Genomic DNA, 22,882 nt, shown 5'->3' with positions numbered 1-22,882 from the left:
TCTGCGAGCCCATTATGCATTTTGCTCATTTTCTTCTTCTGTTTTTTAGTTTAAAGGTATTAAATAGTTTTAAAATATTTATTCGAAAAAAATAAGCAATGAATAATTATTTTCCACAAAATAGCACATTCAGTACTTCCTCTCCCCGAATATGGCAGTGCCCACACGTACCATCGTGGCTCCTTCCTCGATGGAAATCCTGTAGTCATTGGACATACCCATTGATAGTTCCCTTATATTGATGTTGTCCCGGTTTTCCTGTTTCATTTCATCAAAAAGGACCTTCATCTTCCTGAAATAGAAACGGGTTTGTTCAGAGGGTAGAAAAGGAGGGATGCACATGAGGCCTTCCAAGCGGACATTCCCGAGAGAATGGATCTCATTTATTGCCTTTTTTACCTCATCCGGTCCAAATCCGTATTTTTGTGACTCGTTGCCTATGTTAACCTGAAGGAAGACCTTCTGTACTTTGTTAATATCCCCGGCTCTCCTATTAATATCCCTGATTAACTTCAGGGAGTCAACTGACTGGATAAGATCAAAGAGATGTACGGCTTTTTTGACTTTATTTGTCTGTAGATGGCCTATAAGGTGTGTCTCACAGGGCAATATATCATCACATTTGTCCTCGTATTCCTGAACCCGGTTCTCTCCGATAATAGTGGCTCCGGCCCTAATAACTTCGTTTATCCTTTCAGGTTCAATCGTCTTGGTGACACAAACTAGTTTTGTGTTTCCAATCTCCTTAAGGATCAACTTTATAATTTCATCAACTGGCATTGTTGTCCCTAAACTGTTTTGATTCAAAAGTAGTTGTATTTAAATGGTTCTAATTGTGTTTTTATGGAGTAAGAATAGAATTATATAAAAACCGGAATTAACGGTTCAGCATTTCAAATGCGCAATTTCTATAAAACTGAGCAAGAATGGTTACATCATTTATGCAAAACCGGTTAATCATTTATTTTGCTCAATGTATCGGGATTTGGCTTCCTGAATTATATTGACTGCTGCTTCAAGACCTCCCCAACCAATAACCTTCACGTGTTTATGCTCTAAATTCTTATAAGTTTCAAAGAAGTGAGTAATTTCTTTTAATAGATGAGGAGGGACCTGGTCGATTGTTTCTATATAATTCCATAAGGGGTCACCTTTTGGAACACAGAGTATCTTGTCATCTATTCCCTTATCGTCTTCCATGGCAAATAATGCAATAGGATGTACATCTATTATACATCCCGGAAATGTAGGTTCCCACATTAAAACCAGGACATCTAAAGGGTCACCGTCAAGAGCTAGAGTATCAGGAAAAAAACCATAATCGCAAGGATACATCATTGAAGAAAAAAGCATTCTGTCGAATTTAATTACTTTCCTTTCTTTATCGTACTCATATTTGTTCCGACTTCCTTTTGGAATCTCGATAATCACACTTTCGACTTGCCTTTCAGCCATATCAACACTTCCGAATTATTAATTAACTGCTTTGTAAGAATTACAACTATTAATGTGTTCTGACAGGTTATTAATATAAAACATAGAGAAGAAAGAATAGAACTGCCTGCAAACAAGAGTCATTGACCTGGTTTGAACTGTTTTGCTTTTCACAAATCAACACACAAATGAAAGTTTGTAAAACAAAGAGTGGAAGCAGACACTTCAATCCTCCCCGGAACTTATCCCCCTACAGAGCTGCTAGAACCCGATTCCTTCATAGAGATTAAAACGTCTGTTTTTGACCTGCTGATCAAAATATCTATTGGAGAAAGAGCTCCGGATGGGGTTGTCAGGTGGTACGGAGAACTGAAAAAGGGAGGAGAGACAACAAAAAGATACGCATATTACATCGACAAAAACAAAATCGCAAATGCCGTTCATGAGAAATACCCAGATATTGCACTTGAAGTCTGGAAGAAACTTGCAGAAGAGCTCATATCCAAAACAAATGTGAATGCTTACAGAGAAGCTGCCGTACACCTCCGGAAGGTTAAAGATAATATAGAATCCAGAGGACAAAAAAGAGAATGGGAGATATATCCCCGTGGGATCAGGGAGAAAAATAAACGCAAAAGGAGGCTCATTGAAATCCTTGGTACACTGGGAAAAAACCGGCATATTGAGGACTGAAAAAAACCGGCATATTGAGGACTGAAAAAAAACCGGCATATTGAGGACTGAAAAAAAAACCGGCATATTGAGGACTGAAAAAAACCGTTATTTATAGACCCTTTGAGAAATACTATCCTATGCCATCGGAAAGCAAGAATTCCGACCCCTTCCAAACCCTCAAATGGAGCGACCTCCAGGCCTGGGCTGGAGAAAAAGCCACTGCTAAGGGAATGAAGTACCAGGATGAAGACAGGGTAAAAAAGATTAAACAAACCTCTAAGGGTAGCCTCATAGCCCGGGTACAGGGGACGAAAACATATTTCACGGAAGTTTCCCTGGAAAACGGAGAGCTTAGTTCCACCTGCACCTGTCCGGTTGGACATGACTGCAAACACGGGGTTGCCACTGTACTTGAATACCTTGAACTTGCAGAGCAGGGAGAAGAAGTTCCCGTTGCTTCCGAAGGAGACCCCCTAATTATAATGGCCAGACAGGGAATTGCCCTGAAAGTTGAAGAGACCCGGGATTCGTATCAGGTTTTCCGAAAAGAGCTGAGGGAGTACCTGAAGCAGATGGAAAAAGAGGAACTGATTGACCTTCTGATGAATTTATCCGAGAGGGATTCCCTGCTTTCCAGGCACTTGTGGGACATGCTGAACCTTGCATCGGGGGATACGGAGGAGACGGTAGGGGACATATACTCCGAACTGGAAGAGCTCTGGGAGGAAGCCAGAAGCTATGACTACAGAGATTATGATTCCCCTACCCCTGATTTTTCGGACCTGAGGAACCGGCTGGAAAAACTCCTTGAAGCCGGGTATGCAGATGATGTTGCAGACCTGGGTATGAAAATTCTGGAAGGGTATGAAGAAATAGCTCCTTATGATGAAGAGGGGAATATCGGCATGGAGATTGGCGAATGTATGGAAGTAGTTATCAAGGCTCTCCTGCAGTCCGGAAACCCAGCCCACGAAAGGATGCTTAGAGTTCTGGACTTTGAATTAAAAGACGAATACGGGATTTTTGACGAAGAAGCCTTCTGGAATTCGGATTTTCCAGTAGAAGAGTGGAACCATTTTTCCGAAGTCCTCAAAGACAGGCTAGAGACAAGCGACAGCGGGAAAACTCTCTCCGATTTCAACTGGGACCGGGAACAGCTTGTAAAACGGCTTGCCCTTGCGCTCGAAAAAGCCAGGAATTATGAAGAAGCCATCTCCCTTTGCGAAGAGGAAGTAGAAGCTGGAGAAGATTGGAGTTATGTCCGGCTAATCAAAGTGCTGCTTGCCGCGGAGCAAAAAGAAAAGGCAGAAGAGTGGATCTACCGGAAAATAAAAGAAACAAGGAAATCTTCCCCGGAAACTGCCTATGAACTCTTCCGGACCCTCCTCGAAATCAAGGAAAAAGAAGAGAACTGGCTCTTTGTAGCAGCTTTAAATGCAGAAGAGTTTTTCAGGTACCTTTCATTGCAATTTTATATAGACCTGCGGGAATCAGCAAAAAAAGCCGGGGTATGGGAAGAAGTCCGGAAAGCTGTCCATGAGTACCTGGAAAACGGAAACCTCCCCGCAGACAGCGCCATACCCGGAGAAGAATCCTCGAACCTGTTAGGGGGCCTTCCAAAGACAGGCCTGATTGACAGGGATTCTTTCAAAAAAATAGATGTACCTGCCTTTGAACTCTTGATCGACATCGCCATCGAAGAAGAGAATCCCGATGAAGTGGCCAGGTGGTACAACAAACTAAAAATAAGGAGAAAAAAGGGAGAAGACAGGTATTTTACCAGGAGAGATAAAATTGCCCACACTGTACAAGAGAAATATCCGGAAATTGCGGTCGATATATGGAAAACTATTGCAGAGGAACTCATTTCCAGGACAAAGGTAGATGCATACGAATCTGCATCCATTTATCTCCGGATGGTCAGGAACACGATGGAAACCGGGGGACAAAAAGTCGAATGGGAGTCTTATCTCAGCGAGATCAGGGAAAAGAATAAACTTAAAAGAAAGCTACTTGAAATCCTTGATGTTCTGGAGAAGGAGAGAATCATTGAGGGGTGAAGGAAAATTTCCATCTGGACGAGAGCAAATTTTTATATATCAGAGCAGATAAATAATAATGGAGTTTAAATTAAACCTAATTCTGAACTCCAACTTTGCTTAAAAAATACCGATTTGAATAGAACAGCATGGAAAAACGATCTAGAAGGAGTTGAAATTAATGCCAGCAAAAGTGAACAAAGAAAAATGTACAGGCTGCGGAACCTGTGTCGATGAATGCCCTTCTGAGGCAATCACCCTTGACGAAAAAGAAGGAATTGCAGTCGTAAACGAAGACGAATGCGTGGATTGTGGGGCATGTGAAGACGTCTGCCCAGCAGAAGCCATCAAAGTAGAATAATAGAAACAATAATAATAACAATAATACTAAAGACATAATAGTATAATAACATAAACAATAATACTAAAGACATAATAGTATAATAACATAAACAATAATAATATTAATAGCAGCAATAACAATGCTATTCCTTAACTTTTGAGAGTGGGTAGATATCTAATACTTGAAAACAACTTCCCACTCCAATTCCCTATTTTTTGAAAATCGCCGGTTTGCCCCGCTTGAAGAGGGCAGAACTTTTGTTTGATAGCCCATTCCCCTCAGGAGAGGTTCGTATTCCCCTGCTTTTTTGCCGTTAAAACAGACGAGCTTCAGCTCTGGAACTATTTCTTTCAAACTTGAAAAATCATTTATTTCTTCGTCCCTGATCCTTGAGTCCTGGCTCCCTTCCCGACTTCCGGCATGAAACACGTCCCAGAGCCCAATCCCGTTACTCTTCAGGACTTCAAGCTTTTTTTCATATGCCATATTCTGAAGGTTTTCTCCGATTGCGCGTCCAACCAGCCTCCAAAAATCATTTCCGGGATTTCCGTAGTACTGTTGCTTTCGGATGGATTCATCACTGGGAAGGGACCCCAGAATAAGGATCCTGGTATTTTCATCAAGGAATGGAGTAAAACCTCGCTTTATCATGGTTAAAGAAAGTTGGGCTTTGAGGTTACTTTAATTTTTAGAATCGAAAAGAAGTAAATTTGTATAATACGTTTAAGCCTTTGTGGACTACTCAGATTTGCATTATTTCGAAGGTTTGAAAATTTTCATCTCTTAGTATTTCTCACACCTGCGTGACCTGCTCAGACATGTCCCTGTAATAGTTGAAAAGTTCTTTCCCCCATTCAAGGGCGCTTTTTTCAAAGCTCACCATTTCATGGTTATAGTACCTTCCGTCCTTGGAGATCATGGACATTGAGAAAAAGCGATCCGTAATAAAGCTGGAAGCGAATTCAATTTTATTTTCACAGACAAAAATCTGCGTATTTTCCATGTTTAGGAACCTCTCAACCTCCTTTCTATGATCGGAGACCAGTTTCCTGTAAATGGGCTTTTCCAGAACCATAGAAACCTCTATGCCTTTATAAGCAAGGTCCAAGTAGAGATCTGGATACCCAGGACGGAAAAAAGAAGAGACTTCCATAACCATTTTTGATCTATAAAGGAGATCCATAATTTCAGGAGGGTAATCAAAGATATGAGTTCTATCAGGCACAAGCTCCATACACTTGCCCAGCTCCCCTATCCGATCAAGCAAGTGCAAAGGAAGGGCGCGAAGATCCTGCCTTGCCCAGTAATCATGATTTTCATCAAAGACCCGGAATGTGGAAAGAAGGGGCTCCATTTTGGGAACTATGAGTTTCCCTTTTACAGAGAGTTCGTAACCGTCCTCTTTCTGCACAAGAAGCCCGTCTTTGATCAGGATGCGGATCTGAGCCATAATTGGACTGGAACTGACATCAAGCTCGGTCTTGATTTCTTCAATCGTTTTTGGCCCGCTTTTCAGGAATAGAAGCAGGTTTTTCCTTTTATCCGAAAAGAAAATAGTATCTATTAACTGTAGTTCCATACTCATTCGATTCAGCCTCCCTCCGGAAAGGAGTTTGAGATAAAATAAGATGTTAATTAAAATTCTTCTGAGTCATTTCGAATTTGAGCCTCAAATTGGTATTAAACATGTTGATACATCAGTATATATCAATGAAGGCTTAACAGCAGAGATTCTGAGAAAGCTCCGTTTTCAGATGTGCATATAAAACTGTCAATGATCTTCTCACCTTCAACCTTTGATGCCTTTGATACATAGAAATCAAAGAGTTCTCTTGCCCAGGAAATAGCCTGAGGCTCGGAACAGCACATATAGTCGTGATAGAACCTGCCCTGGCTGTCAAAGAGAGAGATAATCATCCCACGATCAGAAACAATAAGCTCGGCAATTTTTATCCCGTCCTTACAGACGAAAAGTTCGGTGTTCTCTATCGTGGCAAATTTCCTTATTTTCCGTTCATAGTTGTGCAGGAACTTCTCGAGTACCGATTCCGTAAAAATAAGGGAAACCTCTGCATCAAGCCTTCCGAGCTTTGAATAAAGGGGGAGGAATTCAGGCCTGTAAAAGGATGAAAACACCATAAGATAGCGGGAAGAAGAAAAGAAATTCAAAAGCTCCATATTAGGTTCGAATATCTGGCTGGGATCGACATTGACCAGATTGCAGTCCTTGATGTCCCCTATCCTGTCAAGAAGATACTTAGGGATTCCACCCAGGTCATGTTCGATCCAGTAGTTGTCTTTTTCAACCAGGGTAAGGACGTCAACAAGATCTCTGACTTTTTTGAATACCTGATCTCCCATATCTGTCAATTCATAGCTGCCATTTTTTTGAATGACCAGGTTACTGTCTGTAAGCCTCTTGATCTGGGGCAAGATGGCTGTGGGAGAAACATCAAGGAGGACTTTAATTTCTTCCATTGTTCGGGGTTTTTCTCCCAGGAGTAAAAGGAGATCTCTTCTTTTCTGGGAACGAAATACTACATCTATTAACTCAGGTTGCATTCAAACCACTTATATCTCTATTTTTTGTAAATATAGGAATCTGCATTATGCGGCACAGAAATGTTCGTACCGGGGCGAATAGAAATATGAGTTCCGTTCAGGTCCTGTACGACCTCAATAAAAGAAAGAATTTGCGCCATAATACTGAAGATAACCGATATGCCCATTTATATAAAAGGATTTGGATGAATAATTTAAAACGCAAAGAAGATCAAAGCAAAATAATTTTGCCAGTTAGAGAGAGACGTAAAATTTAAAGAAAAACAGTATCATCAGCCAGAGTTTTAAAAGAAAATGACACCCTAACTAATAAAATAAATATTAGATGATGGGCTAAAAGAGTAAATAAGAACATTGAAATTTTTTACCTGCTTTATCGGAATAATGACATTGTTCAAAAAAAGTAAAAATGTTATAAAAGAAAAACGTCCTAAAATATCGAGCAATGACCCCCAAATTTGCATCAAAAATTTTGAATGCTTTTATCAAGAAACAAGGGCTTAAAAAATCTGCAGGCAGGAAGTCGCTCAGTGACCTCAAAATTTCAGACCCCGTGTTGCCCTGTAAAAATCAGGAAAAAATTTCCGTCGGTTATGGTATATGGGATGATTTCCCCTAATTGAGCTGTAACACATGTCAGCATGCAGACGTGAAATACAATAAAAAAGGAAAAGTTCCGGTAACAGGAGCAAAAAAGCTTTACAAAGAAGCTTTACAAAGGCAAAACCGGAACATCCCATGCCTTATAAATCCGGTGAACTGCAGATCCGGAATGGCAAGGACCTTTTTGCTTATAATCTAAATGGAGGTTTAGAAATATGTTGGACTTTACAGAGGCAAGTCTGAAAAAAGTATTAACCAGGTACAATGTGGCTCTGGAAAAAGAGATGACTCCTGAAGAAGCCGCAGAAGAGCTTTATCCTAAAGACGAACTTGTTTACCCGATTGCAAAAGCCATCTTCGAAGGAGAAGAAGATGACGTAGTTGAGGGTCTCCAAGCCGCAATGGACGCAGGCAAGGACCCAATCGCACTCATCGACGATGCTCTCATGATCGGTATGGGCGTTGTCACCAAACTCTACGATGAAGGAGTAATTTTCCTCCCCAATGTCATGATGTCTGCTGACGCCATGCTCAATGGTATCGATTTCTGTAAGGAAAACTCTGAAACTGCCCCTGTAACAAAGGGAACTGTTGTCTGCCACGTCGCAGAAGGTGACGTTCACGACATCGGTAAGAATATCGTTGCCGCTCTCCTCAGGGCAAATGGATACAATGTAGTTGACCTTGGAAGGGACGTCCCTGTTGACGAGGTTATTGCATCGGTTATTGCAAACAAACCCCTCATGGTCACAGGCACTGCACTCATGACCACCACCATGTATGCATTCAAGGAAGTTAACGACAAGCTCCTTGAGAAGGGAATTAAGATCCCATTCGCATGCGGTGGCGGCGCAGTCAACCAGGACTTCGTATCCCAGTATGCACTCGGTGTGTACGGTGAAGAAGCAGCTGACGCTCCCAAGATTGCTGACGCAATCATTGCAGGTACAAACGATATTGCAGCATTAAGAGACAAATTCCACAAGCACTGAGGTGAATGAGATGGCAGCAAAAAGATACACTTCAATGGCATATGCAAGCGCAGACGAAATGAGCTTCGGCGTATCCAAGCACCCCGTAAAAGCAGGCCTTGACCTTGAGATCGGTGCTGGTTACACAATTCCTGAAATTAACTACGCTCCTAGACCTGAAGCAGGCGCATCCAAGGAAAAACTCATTAAGGAATACGAGAGGATCACAACCGACGTTATGTCAAGAATGGTCCAGGTCGGTTTCCCAGCAATTATCCTTGAAACAGAACACGTTCAGCAGATGTCCAACAACCCCTCCTGGGGAGCAGAAGTTGCACACGCCCAGAAAACCATCATGGAAGAATACCACGATGAATACGGCATAAAGTGTGCACTTCGCCACACAATCGGTGACATCCGTGAAAACAGGGACTTCCTCCAGCTAAGAGGCGACAAGTACTCTGTATTTCTCGAAGCCTTCGAAGAATGCGCCAAGTCAGGTGCAGACCTGCTTTCCGTAGAGAGCATGGGTGGTAAGGAAGTATTCGACTATTCCGTTCTCAGGAACGACATTGCTGGTATGCTTTACGGCATCGGCTGTCTCGGCTCCATTGACATGGAAATGATCTGGACCGACATTGCCGCAATTGCAAAGAAGACCGGCACTGTTGCAGCTGGTGACACCGATTGCGCACAGGCAAACACCGCAATGTTCATCGGCGGCGGTCTGCTTGACAAGAACCTCGCCCACACTCTCGCAATCCTTGCAAGAGCAATTTCCGCCCCAAGGTCCCTCGTAGCATACGAATGCGGTGCCGTTGGTCCAGGAAAGGACTGTGGATACGAAAACGTCACCATCAAAGCAATCACCGGTATGCCAATGACCCAGGAAGGTAAGACCTCCACCTGCGCTCACTCTGACTTAGTGGGTAACCTCATTATGCAGTGCTGTGACTGCTGGTCAAACGAGTCTGTCGAATACCACGGTGAATTCGGTGGTACCACAGTTCAGTGCTGGTCCGAGTCCCTTGCATACGACTGCGCCCTCATGAACACCGCTCTTGAAACCAAGAACGAAAAAGTTCTCAGGGACCTTTTCATGCTCTCCGACAGGTACAGAGACCCCCAGTCCTACGTGCTTGCATACGACAACGCATACAAGATCGGCCAGGCAATTGTTAAGGACGGCGACAACATCTACCTCAGAGCAAAGAACGCTGCAATCGCATGCTGTGACATCGTCAGCGAAGGTGCTGCAGGCAAGCTCGATCTCTCCAGGTTCGAAACTAAAGCCCTCGCAGACGCAAAGGCATCCCTGGACTCCCTTACGGACGACATGGACAAATTCATGGACGACTGCCTCACAAAGTACAAGAGTGAAGTTAACGTCTTCCTTCCGGAGAACTACGGCTTCTAAGCCGAAATCTCCGTTCTCTTTTTCTTTTTTTCATTAACTTCATTCTTTAACTTTGCGTACTGAACTTTTATCCTCATTTTATTCAGACCTTCAGATTAACTACTTTTTCATTGGTCATCGGTTAAGGAGTTTTCTTGCCCGAAAGCTATCGATTTTGTACCATAAATCGATCTCAAACTTTGCCCTCTTTACCTAAAATCGATACTTTGCTCCAGCCTATATTATATTAAAATTTTAGATAACTGTTGTAGAAATAGGTGCAATTTATTATGGTTCCTTTCTTAACCGAAGACATATGACTACTTTTTCCATCCCTCCTGAAGCAGAGTTTCTGCAAGCTCAGAAGACGGATAGATCCTGAAGCAATATCGGTTGGTTTTTCATGAGTATAACAAATAAAAATTTTAGAAGAAATATAAAGGATATAAGACCTTCTTTTTGTAAAAAACCAATTTAAAGGAAGAAAAAACATGATATAAGATATCCGGAAAGGTAATAGGTAGAACAGGTGAACTACCACTCAGCTAAAGACTGAGTGGCTTCTTGGTTCATTCCTCCCTCTATTGAGGGCAAGTCCCCAAGCTCATCCCCGTAGTCCCTACGGTGTCATAATCCAATTAGATTCTGATCTATGAGAGCGAATTTTTTGATATTGATAGCGGCATTAATGTCTCTATGGTGTTTGGTTTTACAGTCTGGACAAATCCATTCTCTGTCTTTTAGCTGAAGCTCTTTATTGTGGTATCCACACACACTACATAGCTTAGAAGAGGGTTCAAATTGTCCTATTCTCAGGACGGTTTTTCCAAACCATTGAGCCTTATATTCCAACTTTGTTACAAAACTACTCCACGCAGAATCACTTATAGCCTGTGCTAAGTGATGATTCTTAACCATGCCTTTAACATTTAGAGTTTCCAGAGCTACAGCTTGGTTTTCGCTAACAAGTCTAAAAGAGAGTTTGTTCTGGAAGTCATTTCTCTGATTTGTTATTTTGTCATGGAGTACAGCAAGTCTTCGTTTAGCTTTTGCCCTGTTCTTAGAGCCTTTCTGTTTCCTTGAGACTCTTTTCTGTAATACATTGAGCCTTTTAAGAGAGTTTTTCAAGTACTTTGGATTCTCAACCTTTTCTCCTGTTGAAAGGACAGAAAAGTCTTTGATACCTACATCAATTCCTACTGTTGTTGATTCTGTGAAAGCTTCCTTTACTGGAAGTTATTTTCCATCTTCAACAAGGATACTGATGTAGTAATGTCCTTTACATGTCCTTGATACCGTAGCCGTTTTAGGCTCTCCTTCAAACTTCCTGTGAAGAACTGCTTTAATTGGTTCTATTTTAGGAAGCTTGATAGTATTATTTTCAAAGTTTACAGTGTAGTGTTGAGGTACAGGGAAAGACTGTATCGGATTCTTTTTCGATTTGAACTTTGGAAACCCTGTTTTCTCTCTAAAGAATCTAGTGAAAGCGGATTCAGCCTGCTTAGTCATCCCCTGTAATGATTGAGAGTTAACTTCTCCTAACCACTCATTAGAAGCCTTTAGAGTAGGAATTAATTTGTTTAAGTCAAATCTGGAAATTGATTCCCCTGTCTGCTCATAAGTTTTAATTTTCTGGTCAAGTGCCCAATTATAGACAAATCTACAGCTACCTATATGCTGATTCAATTGAATAGCTTGTGTAGTTGTAGGATAGAGTCTAAATTTGAACGCTTGCATCATACAAAGGTATTATATGCTTTAACAACACATGTACTTTTTGGTAAATATGAAGTATGAAACACGGAATCATAGCAAATTTTTGTTAATGTATCATGTTATTTTTGTTTGCAAATACCGAAAAGTCATACTTGAACCAATTAGCGAAGAACTCAAACAGATTATGAGTGACAGTTCAAAAGAGTCTAACTTTGAAATCCTTGAAATGGAAACTGACAAAGACCATATTCATTTCTTGATCAAGAGTGAGCCGAAAGTTAGCGTTTTGTCAATTGTCAGAAAATTGAAACAAGAATATACTAACAGGTTATGGAAAACTCAAAAAGAATATCTGAAAAAGTATTATTGGGGTGAGAATACGTTATGGAGTGATGGTTATTTTGCGTCTACTATCGGAAATGTGAGTAAAGAGGCGGCAGAATATTACATACGGAATCAGGGTTGAAGTTGACGCTTATATCCCCTGAGCTAAAGACTCAGGGGTTTTACGCTTCTTCATATAAAAAGCAGACGAACAGACCAAAAAGCATCCGTAACTAAGGAGTTAATAAAAATCTCCCTCCCATGTTACACCCTTTTAGATGGATTTTACCTCAAATCTCTTCTTTTTAATTTTTAGTCATGTAGATCTTTTTTGAAACCGTTATAATTCTGCAGCAAGGGTTTAACTTAAGAAAGATAGTTATTGTTACGGATTACATTCGGGAAGAGCGATCGGAATGTAAACTGCCCCTGAGCTAAAGACTCAGAGGTTTCCTGCTGAGGTTTTATGAAGATAATTATTTTCATGTGTGGAGAAGGGCTGGGACACACGAGCCGCTGCCTTGCCCTTGGGAAAGAGTTCCTGGCTGCGGGGCATGAGACACATTTTGGAGCTTACGGATACTCAAAAGAGCTGGTTGAAAAAACAGGGTACGGGGCACATGAAATTCCTCCGGAGATAACCCTTGTCGGAACTGCCGGTGCGCTTAATATAGGAAAATCCATCAAAGCCACCCTCAAGAACACTCCCCTTTCCGGATATAGAAAGCTTCTAAAACTTATAGATGAACTTGAGCCGGATGTGGTGCTTTCAGACGGGTACTACCTGGGCATCCTTGCCGCAAAATCCAGGAAAATTTCTGTCTACTTTATCGGGCACCAGTTCAATATGGTGGAATTTTTCCAGAACAGAGGGCCTTTTGTAGGAGCTGCAGGCAAACTCATCAAAAGGTTTTATTATTATATCTTCAGCAGTGTGGACGGAATTATCGTCCCGGACTACCCACTTCCTTATTCGGTCAACCGGAGGAACTTTACGCTTACAAGGGAAATCAACGATACCATATTTTTCAGCGGCCCCCTTATCCGATGGAGGTACCGGGAAGTCAAAGCAAAAAAACTTCCACACCCTAATGTCCTCTCAACTATCGGTGCCTTCGGGTACAGAGCTGCAATATTCCGGAGCGTGCTTGAAGCTGCAAAACTGGACCCGGGAATCCACTATACTTTTATCTCGGGGCCAGGGGTCGACCCAAAACAGTTCCCTGAAATCCCGGATAACGTAGAATTTACAGGTTTTACGGAAAATCCCTTTCCTTACTTCAAAGGCTCGGACCTCGTAATCACCGCCGGCGGGCATGGGACAATCCTTGAGAGCCTGGCTTTTGGGCTTCCGGTGCTTTCTTTTCCGGACGAGAAGCACAGTGAGCAGGAAAACAATGCCACCGTGCTTGAAGAGGGAGGGTACGGAAAGCGGATGAGCTACCTGACGCGCCCCGAAGCTCTCCTTGCCTGCATCCGGGAAGGCCTGGAAGACGAAGAGTACGGTAAAAAAACCCGGAGGTTAAGAGAACTTGCCGAAGCCCTGGACGGTCCGGCAGCTGTCCGAAAACTTCTGGAGGAGAGAATCGGAAAAAAGGATAGGAATAAACACATTTTAAAAATAAGGGATAAAGAATGAAAATCATGATTTTTATATGCGGGGAAGGGCTTGGCCACACAAGCCGTTGCCTTGCCCTGGGGAAAGAAATGATGAGTACAGGGCATGAGGTTCACTTTGGAGCTTATGGATACTCTAAAGAGCTGATCGAAAAGGTAGGCTGCAATGCCCATGAAATCCCCTCGGAAATCAAGCTTGTGGGAAAGGAAGGAACCCTGGACTTCAAAGGGTCGATCGAGGCAACTCTCAAAAGCACCCAGCTCCTGGGAGGGCCAAAAATCCTGAAGCTAACCAGAGATGTTGCCCCTGATGTGGTGGTTTCGGACAGCTATTATCTGGGAATCCTTACCGCAAAAGCCCTCAAAATTCCAGTATACCTCATCCTCAACCAGTCAAACATGGAAGATTTTTTCAAGAGCAGGGGGGTGCCAATAAGGCTTCTCGGGGAGCTTACCAAAAAGCTCTACAACCAGGTCTTTGAACTGGTAGACAGGATTATCATCCCCGACTATCCTCTCCCCTACACTGTCTGCAGGGAAAACCTGAATTTCACTCCTAAACTCCGGGAAAAACTGTTTTACAGCGGTCCACTGGTCCAGAAAAAGTACGATGAAGTTGAAAAAATCCCCCTAAAAAAACCCCATATCGTCTCCCTTATTGGAGGTTTCGGATACAGGGAACCAATTTTTAGGAAAGTGCTAAAAACCGCAAAGCTCGATTCCAGCATCCATTACACCCTCATTTCCGGCCCCAGCCTTGACCCATCAAAATTCACCGACCTGCCGGAAAACGTGCAGATCCTTCAGTACATAAAAGACCCATTCCCCTACTTCAAGAGTTCCGATGCCGTAATCGCCCCCGGAGGGCACAGCACAATTATGGAAGCTTTAAGTTTTGGAATCCCGATCCTCTCTTTTCCGGATGAGGGACACAACGAACAGGAAAGCAACGCCGCTGTGATCGAGGAGGAGGGATACGGGAGAAGGCTCAGCTATTCCACTCCCCCTGAGGTCATTCTGGAATGCATCCGGGAAGTCCTTGAAGATGAGGAGTACAGAAACAAAACTGAGCGACTCTGCCGGCTTGCAAAAGAACTGGAAGGGCCAAAAGCAATCAGAAAAATGCTTGAAAAGGAAGTAGGAGCAAAAACCCCTTGAATAAGCTCCTGAATAAACCCCTCCATATTGCTCTTTTGAAGCCCAGAAGACTTAAAAGATAAGCATGAAAAAAATAAAAACAATTGAAAGAAACGAGTAAAAGATAAACAAGAGTCCAAAAAACTCAATCCGGCACGAGGCTTTTAAGGTACTCAAAAAGGGCAGCATGGTTTTCAAATACAAGGTCTGCATGCTGCAGCCTTTCGGGTCCGAGCGTGCTTGCGACCGCTACACAGTAGAGACCTGCGGCTTTTGCAGCTTCAATTCCCATCGGAGCATTTTCCACAACCAGGCACTCATCTTCCGGCAGGGATAGTTTTTCAACTCCTTTCAAATAAGGCTCAGGAGACGGTTTACCATTCTCGACGTCCGAACCCGTGACAACGACTTCGAATATACCGGAAAAGAAGTTTTCAATTACAGTTCCCACAACCAGATGGCTTGACCCCGAAACCAGGGCGAGATGGAAACTTTTTTTAAGTTCTTTCAGGCAGTCAACCATGCCGTCAAAAGGCTTTAACATGCCAAGATCCAGAATTTCCCGCTTTTTTCGGGAAATAGACTCGAAATCCTCAGCCTTGGGGGTTTTTCCTGCCTTTTCAAAGATTTTTGTGACAATTCCCCGGTTGTTTCCACCTTCGATTTCATATATATCCTCCCTTTTTATGGAGATCCCTGCTTCCCTAAAAGCTTCAGCCCAGGCGTCGGCATGAAAACGCATGGAATCCACAAGAACGCCGTCCACATCGAAAATAATTGCTTTGAACATCTGTCCTGAAAATCGCCGTAATCTATGATAAAGCTTGTGAAAGTACTTGCTAAATAAAAGTTCTATATAGAAAAAAATCAAATGGGTCAGGCAAGATGAATCATGCTACCTTTCACCCCCCCGGCTCTCCACGAGAGCCCTCTCAGGAGAATGCCTATCATTTAAGATATTTATCGTAAAGATATCCCCCCAGCCAGTATCCCAAGAAGGCAAATATAAGAGTCCCAGGTGCGTAAATAGGGTACCCTGGACCTTCAAAGTGGTATATCAGATTAAAAAAAACAAAGTAGAGGACTAGAAAAACTAAAAATCCCCCAATTTCGATCTGTTTTTTAGTCAGGTTCAAACTTACCGGCACCTACCTTTCACAGGACCTAAAAATGATCTAAACTCTGAATTTCTGTATCTGTACTGGTATTTCAGAGGGTTCTTCTCTTACTTTTTCTATTGCTTCGCTTCCTTTCCTGCTTCTCCTTCCTTTCCTGCTTCTCCTTCCTTCTTGAAGTCCAGGGAAACGGCATTGATGCAGAAGCGTTTTCCCGTAGGTTTTGGCCCGTCATCAAAGACATGACCCAGGTGCCCTCCACAGCGAGCACAGACAACTTCAACCCTGTTCATGAAAAGGCTGTTATCCTCCTTGAGACTGACCTTATCACTGGAAATAACGTCCCAGAAACTGGGCCAGCCAGTCCCGGAATCAAACTTGGTATCGGAAGAAAAGAGTTCCTGCCCACAGGCGGCACAGGTGTAGACGCCTTTTTCCTTGTTATAATACAGCTCGCCAGAAAATGGCCTCTCGGTGCCTTTTTGTCTCAAAACATGATATTTCTCAGGAGTGAGAACCTTCTTCCAATCTTCTTCAGATTTCTCGATTTTATCTTGTGCCAGTTACAAACCCCCTTTATGCATATAACTCAATTATACCGGAAACATTATTATCCTTCGGTTCAGGGGAAAAGTCCTGAATTTTCCTATTTCATATTAAATAATTTATCACTTATGAGACAGAGGGTAAGGCCTGTGGCCTTGTGGAGGTTGCTCCAAGGTATGAAGCAGGGAGCTCCAATGTTTTAGCCAGGAGTAGTTCACCAGTACGGGATAGGAATCTGGGAAAGCCAGGCTTATACCTGGTCTCTTATATTTCCGGCAGAAGCAGGGATTGGGCTTTTTGTTCTAATCCTAATAGCTTTCAAGCTCTTTTTCCAAGAACTCGAAATAAGTTCCGGGAATCTTATTCATATCTGAGCGAGTCCACCGGCTTCATTTTTGCGGCTTTTCTTGCAGGATAGACGCCGGAGACAAAACCGACAGCAACCGCAACGAGAAACCCGGCAACTATCAGGCTTAAAGGGAAGACCACAGGCAGGTGAAGAAGGCTTTCCACGCTGTATGCGCCTGCAATTCCAACAGCACTTCCGAGAACGCCCCCAAAGACTCCAAGCAGGATTGACTCGATCATAAAAAGAAAAAGGATGTCAAAGCCTGTGAAACCAAGAGATTTGAGCACCCCTATCTCCCTCGTCCTTTCGGTAACGCTTACGAGCATTATATTCATGATCCCTATGGAGCCTACAAGAAGGGAAATAAGGGCGACCACGGTAAGAAAAGAACTGAGGGCTGCTGCCATCATGTCAGTCTGCTCTAAAATCTCAGCCTGGTTAATTAGCATGTAGGGCCGAGAATCTTTGTCCTCAAGGTCCCTTTCGGAAATCCCGAAGCTCCGGGCAAGCCGCCTGTCCACATCATCCGATGTCTCTTGAATAGCTGCCGAGTCTTCAGCCATTGCAAAAACCCCTCCATAGTCTTTTTCGCCAAGAATTTCATTCATGACATCAATGGGGATCAGGACAGCTTCGTTATCGTTATAAGCCTGAACCATGGTGTTTTCTGGGTTCTGGATTATTCCCTTAACCTTGAAGGTCTTTGTTATTTTCTCGTTTTCTCCGACCCTGAAGGTTATATCTATGGAGTTTCGGACCGAAAGTTTCCTGCCGAACTTCTCGTCTGCAATATCATGCCCGATAATTGCAACATTCCCATCATTGTCATTAATAAAGGAGCCTTCCCGGAGCTGGGTGTTTGCAACCTGATCATAATCTCCCCCTACCCCGCTTACCATGATACTTTTGGTCTCGGACATGTACATGACTTCAGCAGTCTGGTACTTCAAAGGCGAAACCCCGGAGACCCCGGGCGTATTTTCAACTATCTTCAACTGGTTGTCGTAGAAGAGCTTGGGCTGCATCCCCTGAATATAAATGAAATTTGAACCAATGTTGGATACTTCATTCGTAAAGTGCTGGTTGAAGCTTGCCCCAAGGGACACGTTTGCAATCACAGCCGCTACTCCGATAACTATTCCAAGTACTGTAAGGGTTGAACGCATCTTTGCACTTGTAATGCTTCCAAGCGCTATTTTTCCTGCATTGAAAAGAGGGATCATGAAAAGGGCTCCGTTTTGTATATTTTTGGAGAAAGGATAAAATTGAGATTGAAGGACAAACTGATATCCTTAAACTTTATTTAAATGAATATATCAAATATATAAATTGTACTGGAAACTCTTTATAAAAAAATCTATTAATTTTTTTTGGAATCTTGCCCACCGATGTTAACGCAAACTCATATGGGAAGCAATTTTGCGACCGAAAAGAAGAATTAGAAATATTAAAACACTTAAATAAAAAATAAGTTAGAAAAATACAAGTAATTTAGAATCCCGTTAGTTTACTGGTAGCCCTCCATAAAAAAAATAACCAGGAAGATAGCATGAATAGAGAGTTGCTAACGAGAATTTGTAAAGAGATAAACTCGTGCCCTAACTGGAAAAACGGGAGTTTAGAATGTGGAAGGGATGAAATTGCAATCCCAAAAACCGTTGAAGTAAGAGATACTCAGAAAACTTAGTTAATAACCAGAGATCCTTCGAATCAAGCTAATAAACTCGATAACGTGATCAGCTTCAAAAATCGATTTTTCAGGGATAAGGTATTTCCAATCTTATTCGAAGATTACAAAACAGAGAAAGCAAAAAAAACAGAACATGTTTTGAGAGTTTTAGAGAAACTTTCTTAAGTATATTTTACTGGACTCACTATCAAAAATGCTTCCCTGGAAAAAGAGAAGGAGAGCACAAACAACCTAAAAAAGAATGCGCAAACAAATATCTTAAACGCGAAATCGAAGCTTTTGAACCTGAAATTATAATTTGTATGGGAGGAAAAGCTGTTGAATACGTGACAGGTGAAAAACTTCTACATGCAATATCCAAAAACGGAGAAAACTATGTCATCTATTCTGGAAGAAAGATTCTTTTAATTGCTCTTACTCATCCATCAGATGCAAACAACGGCGCAAAAAACAGTTCTTCTTATAGGTATGAAGAGACCATAAAATTAATTCATGAAAAGGTAAGCCGTTCTCAAAAAAGGATATATGAAAAATAAAAAACCAAAGAGCATTTAAAAAAAATATAAAACGAAAATGAAAGGATCAAGGTTTGCAGAGAGCTAGTATATGACTCTGTAGTACTCTTCGGGCCCCGAGTATTATCTAAAGTTCGGGTTTGAGCCAGCGAGCAAATCGGGGACCAAAGATCCTTTTGGTACGCCGGTTGAAGTGTTTATGGCGCTGGAGTTAAAGAAAGGAGCTCTTGAAGGTGCCGGCGGGATTATTGAGTATCCTGAAGAGTTCAATGACGTGTGAGTTCAAGATGTAAAAAAAAGTTTAGAGTTTCTTCCCGATTTCTTTTGCGTTTTCGAGCACTTCGAACTGATGGGAGATGTCATCGGGATTTATGGTTCCCGAAGCCCAGATGCTTCCCCGTACATCGAAACCCAGGTAGCTGAAAAGACCTTCCATGTACTTGAAATACTGGTTAAAGTTGTTAGGATTAGAGTTCCCGTAGGTATAAGCAAGTACGAGTTCTGTTGTTCCTCTCAGGAGTGAGGGGAATTCGGGCTTTGCACAGGGCTGCCAGCAGGTTAAAGCTATCAAGCGGTCAACAAATGCTTTTGTCTGTGTTGTGATTTCCCACATGTAGATAGGAGAGCCTATAACGAGGGCATCGGCAGATAGAAGTTCATTATAGAGTTCCTGCATATCGTCGTCAATGACGCACTTTCCTTCAGATCTGCAGGACATGCAGCCTTTGCAAGGCTTAATGTCCATTTTAGAGAGGTGGTAAACTTTTGTCTCTGCCCCGTTTTCGGTAGCGCCGTCAAGGATTGCATTCACGAGGGTGGCAGTATTTCCGTGTTCACGCGGGCTTCCTATCAATCCGAGTACATTCATGTGACTATCCTTCCTGGGAATATAACATTTCGTCCTGAAAATTAAATCTATTACTGAAGAAATAAGCAGGAAGCTAATTAAGTGTTCTTCTTTGGAAAAGTAGCCAGAGAAATTGTCAGAAACCGCGAAACTAAAAAATAATGGAAAGAAGTGAAAAAGCAAGAAAAAAAGGTTGAAAGCTGGAAAAATCCCATGGCTTAAAAAAATTGTTTTTTTTCTATTGCTTTGAGGTTTAAAGGTTCTTTCCGATTTCTTTTGCCTTTGCAAGAATCTCCGGCTGCTGAAGGATGTCTTCAGGGTTATAGGTGCCGGCTGCGACTATACTACCCTGGACATCGAAGTGTATGAAGGAAAACAGACCTTCCATGTAATCGAAGTACTGTTTAAAGGTATTCAGATCAGGGTTTCCCTGGGTGTAGACAAGGAAGAGCTTCTTTGGCAAGTTGAGACGGGTCGAAAAGTCAGGGTTAATAAAGGCTACAAGGCGATCTATAAAGATTTTGGTCTGGGCTGTCATCTGCCACATATATATGGGAGAGCCAAGCACGATAGCATCAGATGCCTGGATTTCGTCATAAAGCTGCTGCATGTCGTCATCGATTACGCACTTGCCTTCGATTTTGCAGGTCATACAACCTTTGCAGGGGTTGACATCCAGTACGGAAAGATTGTAGACTTTTGTCTCAGCGCCGTTTTCTGCAGCTCCTTCAAGAATTGCGTTTACAAGTTTTGTAGTGTTTCCATCCACTCTGGGACTTCCGATTAATCCTAAAACTTTCATCTGAAAATATTCCTCCGAAAAAGAAAATAAAAAGTGATAAAATAGATGAGCCGACAAAGGTATAAAAGTTCCCTCTGAAAACCTACCTTCGGCCACCTTTACTGCAAAAAAAGTACAAAAAGATATGAGATACGGAAAAATTCAGAGAGACGGACTCAAGCTTGATTCAGCTCTTCTATATTCCGGGCCCGGAAGTTGTGAACCCGAGACCAATTTTCCGATGTCCTTTGAGTTCTCCAACAACTGGGGCCTGAAGGTAACTTCAAGCTTATCCGTGCCTGCTGCAACGATTGTCTCCAGGACGTCAAAGCCCAGATAGTAAAGAAGGCCTGCCGTGTATTCAAAATACGGTTTAAAGGCATCTCTGTCCGAAATTCCCTGAGTAAAGACAAGGATTAATTTTTTATTGTCAAGCCTGCTCGAAAAATTCGGCTTTAAGAAAGCTGTCATGCGATCAATAAGGAGTTTTGTCTGGGCTGTCATCTGCCACATATACACAGGAGAACCAAGTACAACAGTATCTGCTGTCTGAATTTCCCTATAAATTTCTTGCATATCATCGTCTATAACACAGCAGCCGTGTTCCTGGCATTTGCCGCAGGCGTCACAGCCTTTGATGTCAAGAGAAGCAAGGTTATAGGTCACAGTTTCTGCCCCTTTTTCCGCAGCTCCCTCGAGAATTGCATTCACAAGTCTTGAGGTATTACCATCAACTTTAGGACTGCCCACCAATCCGAGAACTTTAATTCTAGAACCCCCATTAAAATTTAAAATACAGGATATCAAACATTTTTGAGCAAAGGTATAAACGACGGATCAGAATAAAAAAGTTTCTCTTGTTGGAAAAATACGTGAGTTTGTATAGAAACCCTGGAATAAAAAAAATAAAAAAGAGAAAAAGAGAATTCTGCTTGTTTGGACCGTTATCCCGATTACTTTTTAATTACATAGAACGCACCAAGAAGCGCTGTAATAAAAAGCAACCCCGTAAAGAATGTTGAATAACCTGATTTTTCAGCACCTTTGCTTCCCTCTTCACTTACTTGAGAAACAGGCTCCTGCATGTCAACAGAACCTTCGTTCACTCCCTCTGCAGAGATGGCTTTTTGAGAATCTCCTTCTTCTATGGAACTCTCTTCTGCGGAATCTTCAGATGGTTCAGAATCTTTTTTCACAATTTTGACATCTCCTTCTGAATCACCGTTGCTACTTGAATCCTTACTATTTGAACTCTTATTTATGTCAGCAGAGGAAACAGAACCTTCGAGATCAATTACAGAGATCGATCCCGGAGTCTTGTTTATAGCTTCAATTTCAGAGGCAGGGATCTCAAAACTGGAATTGTCTTCATAGACATAGAGTTCCACCTTCCCGATATTAGTATAGTTTTCAGGAGTGAGATTCAGGTTCAGGTTGTATTTACCTTCCTCTCCTATGGTACTTTTCGCAATTAGTTCTCCTTCATAATATGCCATAACCTCAGAGCCCTCAGAGACAGGTTCTCCATCTACATTTAACCCGCCACGCAGAATGAGCGGCAGGGTGGGCACATCTATCATCGAATCATTTTCTTCGGATAAGGCAGGCACATTTAACACTGCAAACACAGACAACATCATCAGGCTTAAAATAAGCACGCCGAATTTTCGGTACTTAATCAAACTACTTCCCCCAACTACATTTTAGTTAATGTAAAACTCAAACCACTATCCAGATTTGACCACTGCTTCATACAGACTCCAGCTGCATGCTCTGCAGGTTCTTCTTCAGAAAGGGTTTTTGTTTACAGGTTTTTTGTCCCCCTTTGCTCAGGAAGGATTTACCCCCGACAAAACTCATAGATATCTGGTTTGAAAATATTTCCTGCCCAGAAATGTAATAGAGCAAGAGTTGTTAGAATATAATATTATTAGATATTATAAATAGCAGTATATTGAAAAATAATAATAAACTAATAATAATAACATGCTTAGCCTGTATACCCCCATCAATCGAAAGTGAATGAAATAAAGAGGGACGATGAGAAAAAAGAAACAGGAGAAATAAAGAAAAAAGAAAGGGAAAAAATATTTTTTATTTATTTTTCCTTCGTTTGTTCTTCGTTTGTTCTTCGTTTGTTCTTCGTTTGTTCTTCGTTTGTTCTTCGTTTGTTCTTCGTTTGTTCTTCGTTTGTTCTTCGTTTGTTCTTCGTTTGTTCTTCG

General features: G+C 42.1%; 21 protein-coding genes and 1 pseudogene. 9 read left to right on the top strand and 13 right to left on the bottom strand.

All coding sequences use genetic code 11. From position 1 onward, the window contains the following. Nucleotides 1-129 precede the first annotated feature (129 nt). Both MSWHS_RS01765 and MSWHS_RS01760 read right to left on the bottom strand, forming a co-directional pair. Nucleotides 130-780 (bottom strand): YggS family pyridoxal phosphate-dependent enzyme, encoded by a 651-nt coding sequence (locus MSWHS_RS01765; RefSeq protein WP_048125516.1) that lies wholly within the window; start codon nucleotides 778-780, stop codon nucleotides 130-132. Nucleotides 781-957: 177 nt separating this feature from the next. Continuing rightward, nucleotides 958-1,455, bottom strand: coding sequence for an inorganic diphosphatase (locus MSWHS_RS01760; protein ID WP_048125514.1), 498 nt, complete (start codon nucleotides 1,453-1,455; stop codon nucleotides 958-960). Nucleotides 1,456-1,644: 189 nt separating this feature from the next. Here MSWHS_RS01760 and MSWHS_RS01755 point away from each other — a divergent pair, with 189 nt between their 5' ends. From MSWHS_RS01755 to MSWHS_RS01745, 3 genes are all read left to right on the top strand, one after another. Continuing rightward, a complete protein-coding gene (locus MSWHS_RS01755) occupies nucleotides 1,645-2,127 on the top strand; it encodes an SWIM zinc finger domain-containing protein (protein WP_048125512.1) in 483 nt (160 codons plus the stop codon). 119 nt (nucleotides 2,128-2,246) lie between these two features. Next, nucleotides 2,247-4,169: an SWIM zinc finger domain-containing protein gene (locus MSWHS_RS01750; RefSeq protein ID WP_048158688.1), complete on the top strand. Its 1,923-nt coding sequence runs from the start codon at nucleotides 2,247-2,249 to the stop codon at nucleotides 4,167-4,169. Nucleotides 4,170-4,329: 160 nt separating this feature from the next. Next, nucleotides 4,330-4,509 carry a 4Fe-4S binding protein gene (locus tag MSWHS_RS01745; RefSeq protein ID WP_048125508.1) on the top strand — a complete coding sequence of 60 codons (180 nt, stop codon included), beginning with the start codon at nucleotides 4,330-4,332 and terminating at the stop codon, nucleotides 4,507-4,509. 156 nt (nucleotides 4,510-4,665) lie between these two features. On the opposite strand, the gene MSWHS_RS01740 is transcribed toward MSWHS_RS01745, so the two are convergent. The 3 genes from MSWHS_RS01740 to MSWHS_RS01730 form a co-directional block, all read right to left on the bottom strand. Next, on the bottom strand, nucleotides 4,666-5,142 hold the full coding sequence (locus MSWHS_RS01740; RefSeq protein WP_052722531.1) for a DNA-deoxyinosine glycosylase: 477 nt from the start codon (nucleotides 5,140-5,142) through the stop codon (nucleotides 4,666-4,668). A 142-nt stretch (nucleotides 5,143-5,284) separates the two neighbouring features. After that, entirely contained in the window at nucleotides 5,285-6,076 is a 792-nt protein-coding gene (locus MSWHS_RS01735) for a winged helix-turn-helix domain-containing protein (protein WP_048125507.1), read from the bottom strand. Between the two features lie 122 nt (nucleotides 6,077-6,198). Then, nucleotides 6,199-7,053, bottom strand: coding sequence for a winged helix-turn-helix domain-containing protein (locus tag MSWHS_RS01730; RefSeq protein WP_048125505.1), 855 nt, complete (start codon nucleotides 7,051-7,053; stop codon nucleotides 6,199-6,201). A gap of 818 nt (nucleotides 7,054-7,871) precedes the next feature. Here MSWHS_RS01730 and mtaC point away from each other — a divergent pair. Further along, nucleotides 7,872-8,648, top strand: a complete 777-nt coding sequence (gene mtaC / locus MSWHS_RS01720; RefSeq protein WP_048125500.1) for a methanol--corrinoid protein MtaC — start codon at nucleotides 7,872-7,874, stop codon at nucleotides 8,646-8,648. Nucleotides 8,649-8,658: 10 nt separating this feature from the next. Continuing rightward, complete coding sequence (gene mtaB / locus MSWHS_RS01715) at nucleotides 8,659-10,044, top strand: methanol--corrinoid protein co-methyltransferase MtaB (RefSeq protein ID WP_048125498.1); 1,386 nt, start codon at nucleotides 8,659-8,661, stop codon at nucleotides 10,042-10,044. Between the two features lie 606 nt (nucleotides 10,045-10,650). Here the strand turns inward: mtaB and tnpB are convergent. Further along, nucleotides 10,651-11,763 (bottom strand): annotated as a pseudogene (tnpB, locus tag MSWHS_RS01710) (IS200/IS605 family element RNA-guided endonuclease TnpB). Nucleotides 11,764-11,791: 28 nt separating this feature from the next. Between tnpB and tnpA the strand changes: the two are divergent. From tnpA to MSWHS_RS01695, 3 genes are all read left to right on the top strand, one after another. Then, a complete protein-coding gene (tnpA, locus tag MSWHS_RS01705) occupies nucleotides 11,792-12,205 on the top strand; it encodes an IS200/IS605 family transposase (RefSeq protein WP_082088309.1) in 414 nt (137 codons plus the stop codon). A gap of 324 nt (nucleotides 12,206-12,529) precedes the next feature. Next, a complete protein-coding gene (locus tag MSWHS_RS01700) occupies nucleotides 12,530-13,702 on the top strand; it encodes a UDP-N-acetylglucosamine--N-acetylmuramyl-(pentapeptide) pyrophosphoryl-undecaprenol N-acetylglucosamine transferase (RefSeq protein ID WP_048125493.1) in 1,173 nt (390 codons plus the stop codon). After that, nucleotides 13,699-14,838, top strand: coding sequence for a UDP-N-acetylglucosamine--N-acetylmuramyl-(pentapeptide) pyrophosphoryl-undecaprenol N-acetylglucosamine transferase (locus MSWHS_RS01695; protein ID WP_048125491.1), 1,140 nt, complete (start codon nucleotides 13,699-13,701; stop codon nucleotides 14,836-14,838). The genes MSWHS_RS01700 and MSWHS_RS01695 overlap by 4 nt, the downstream gene beginning before the upstream one ends. 124 nt (nucleotides 14,839-14,962) lie before the next feature. Here the strand turns inward: MSWHS_RS01695 and MSWHS_RS01690 are convergent, their stop codons facing one another. From MSWHS_RS01690 to MSWHS_RS01675, 3 genes are all read right to left on the bottom strand, one after another. Next, nucleotides 14,963-15,607: an HAD family phosphatase gene (locus tag MSWHS_RS01690; RefSeq protein WP_048125489.1), complete on the bottom strand. Its 645-nt coding sequence runs from the start codon at nucleotides 15,605-15,607 to the stop codon at nucleotides 14,963-14,965. A gap of 444 nt (nucleotides 15,608-16,051) precedes the next feature. Next, on the bottom strand, nucleotides 16,052-16,495 hold the full coding sequence (msrB, locus tag MSWHS_RS01680) for a peptide-methionine (R)-S-oxide reductase MsrB (protein ID WP_048125485.1): 444 nt from the start codon (nucleotides 16,493-16,495) through the stop codon (nucleotides 16,052-16,054). A 343-nt stretch (nucleotides 16,496-16,838) separates the two neighbouring features. Beyond that, nucleotides 16,839-18,050: an ABC transporter permease gene (locus tag MSWHS_RS01675; RefSeq protein WP_048125483.1), complete on the bottom strand. Its 1,212-nt coding sequence runs from the start codon at nucleotides 18,048-18,050 to the stop codon at nucleotides 16,839-16,841. A 547-nt stretch (nucleotides 18,051-18,597) separates the two neighbouring features. Between MSWHS_RS01675 and MSWHS_RS18760 the strand changes: the two genes are divergently transcribed. Further along, nucleotides 18,598-19,053, top strand: coding sequence for a uracil-DNA glycosylase family protein (locus tag MSWHS_RS18760; protein ID WP_082087996.1), 456 nt, complete (start codon nucleotides 18,598-18,600; stop codon nucleotides 19,051-19,053). Between the two features lie 280 nt (nucleotides 19,054-19,333). Here MSWHS_RS18760 and MSWHS_RS01665 read toward each other — a convergent pair whose 3' ends face one another. The 4 genes from MSWHS_RS01665 to MSWHS_RS01650 form a co-directional block, all read right to left on the bottom strand. Next, complete coding sequence (locus tag MSWHS_RS01665) at nucleotides 19,334-19,900, bottom strand: flavodoxin family protein (RefSeq protein WP_048125479.1); 567 nt, start codon at nucleotides 19,898-19,900, stop codon at nucleotides 19,334-19,336. A gap of 232 nt (nucleotides 19,901-20,132) precedes the next feature. Beyond that, complete coding sequence (locus MSWHS_RS01660) at nucleotides 20,133-20,681, bottom strand: flavodoxin family protein (RefSeq protein WP_048125476.1); 549 nt, start codon at nucleotides 20,679-20,681, stop codon at nucleotides 20,133-20,135. A 141-nt stretch (nucleotides 20,682-20,822) separates the two neighbouring features. Beyond that, nucleotides 20,823-21,467, bottom strand: a complete 645-nt coding sequence (locus tag MSWHS_RS01655) for a flavodoxin family protein (protein WP_255350480.1) — start codon at nucleotides 21,465-21,467, stop codon at nucleotides 20,823-20,825. Between the two features lie 146 nt (nucleotides 21,468-21,613). Continuing rightward, nucleotides 21,614-22,342: a hypothetical protein gene (locus tag MSWHS_RS01650; RefSeq protein WP_048125474.1), complete on the bottom strand. Its 729-nt coding sequence runs from the start codon at nucleotides 22,340-22,342 to the stop codon at nucleotides 21,614-21,616. Between the last annotated feature and the right edge of the window lie 540 nt (nucleotides 22,343-22,882).

It is taken from the genome of Methanosarcina sp. WWM596, assembly GCF_000969965.1.
GTDB lineage: Archaea > Halobacteriota > Methanosarcinia > Methanosarcinales > Methanosarcinaceae > Methanosarcina.
This window is presented reverse-complemented; position numbering and strand designations above follow the sequence as displayed.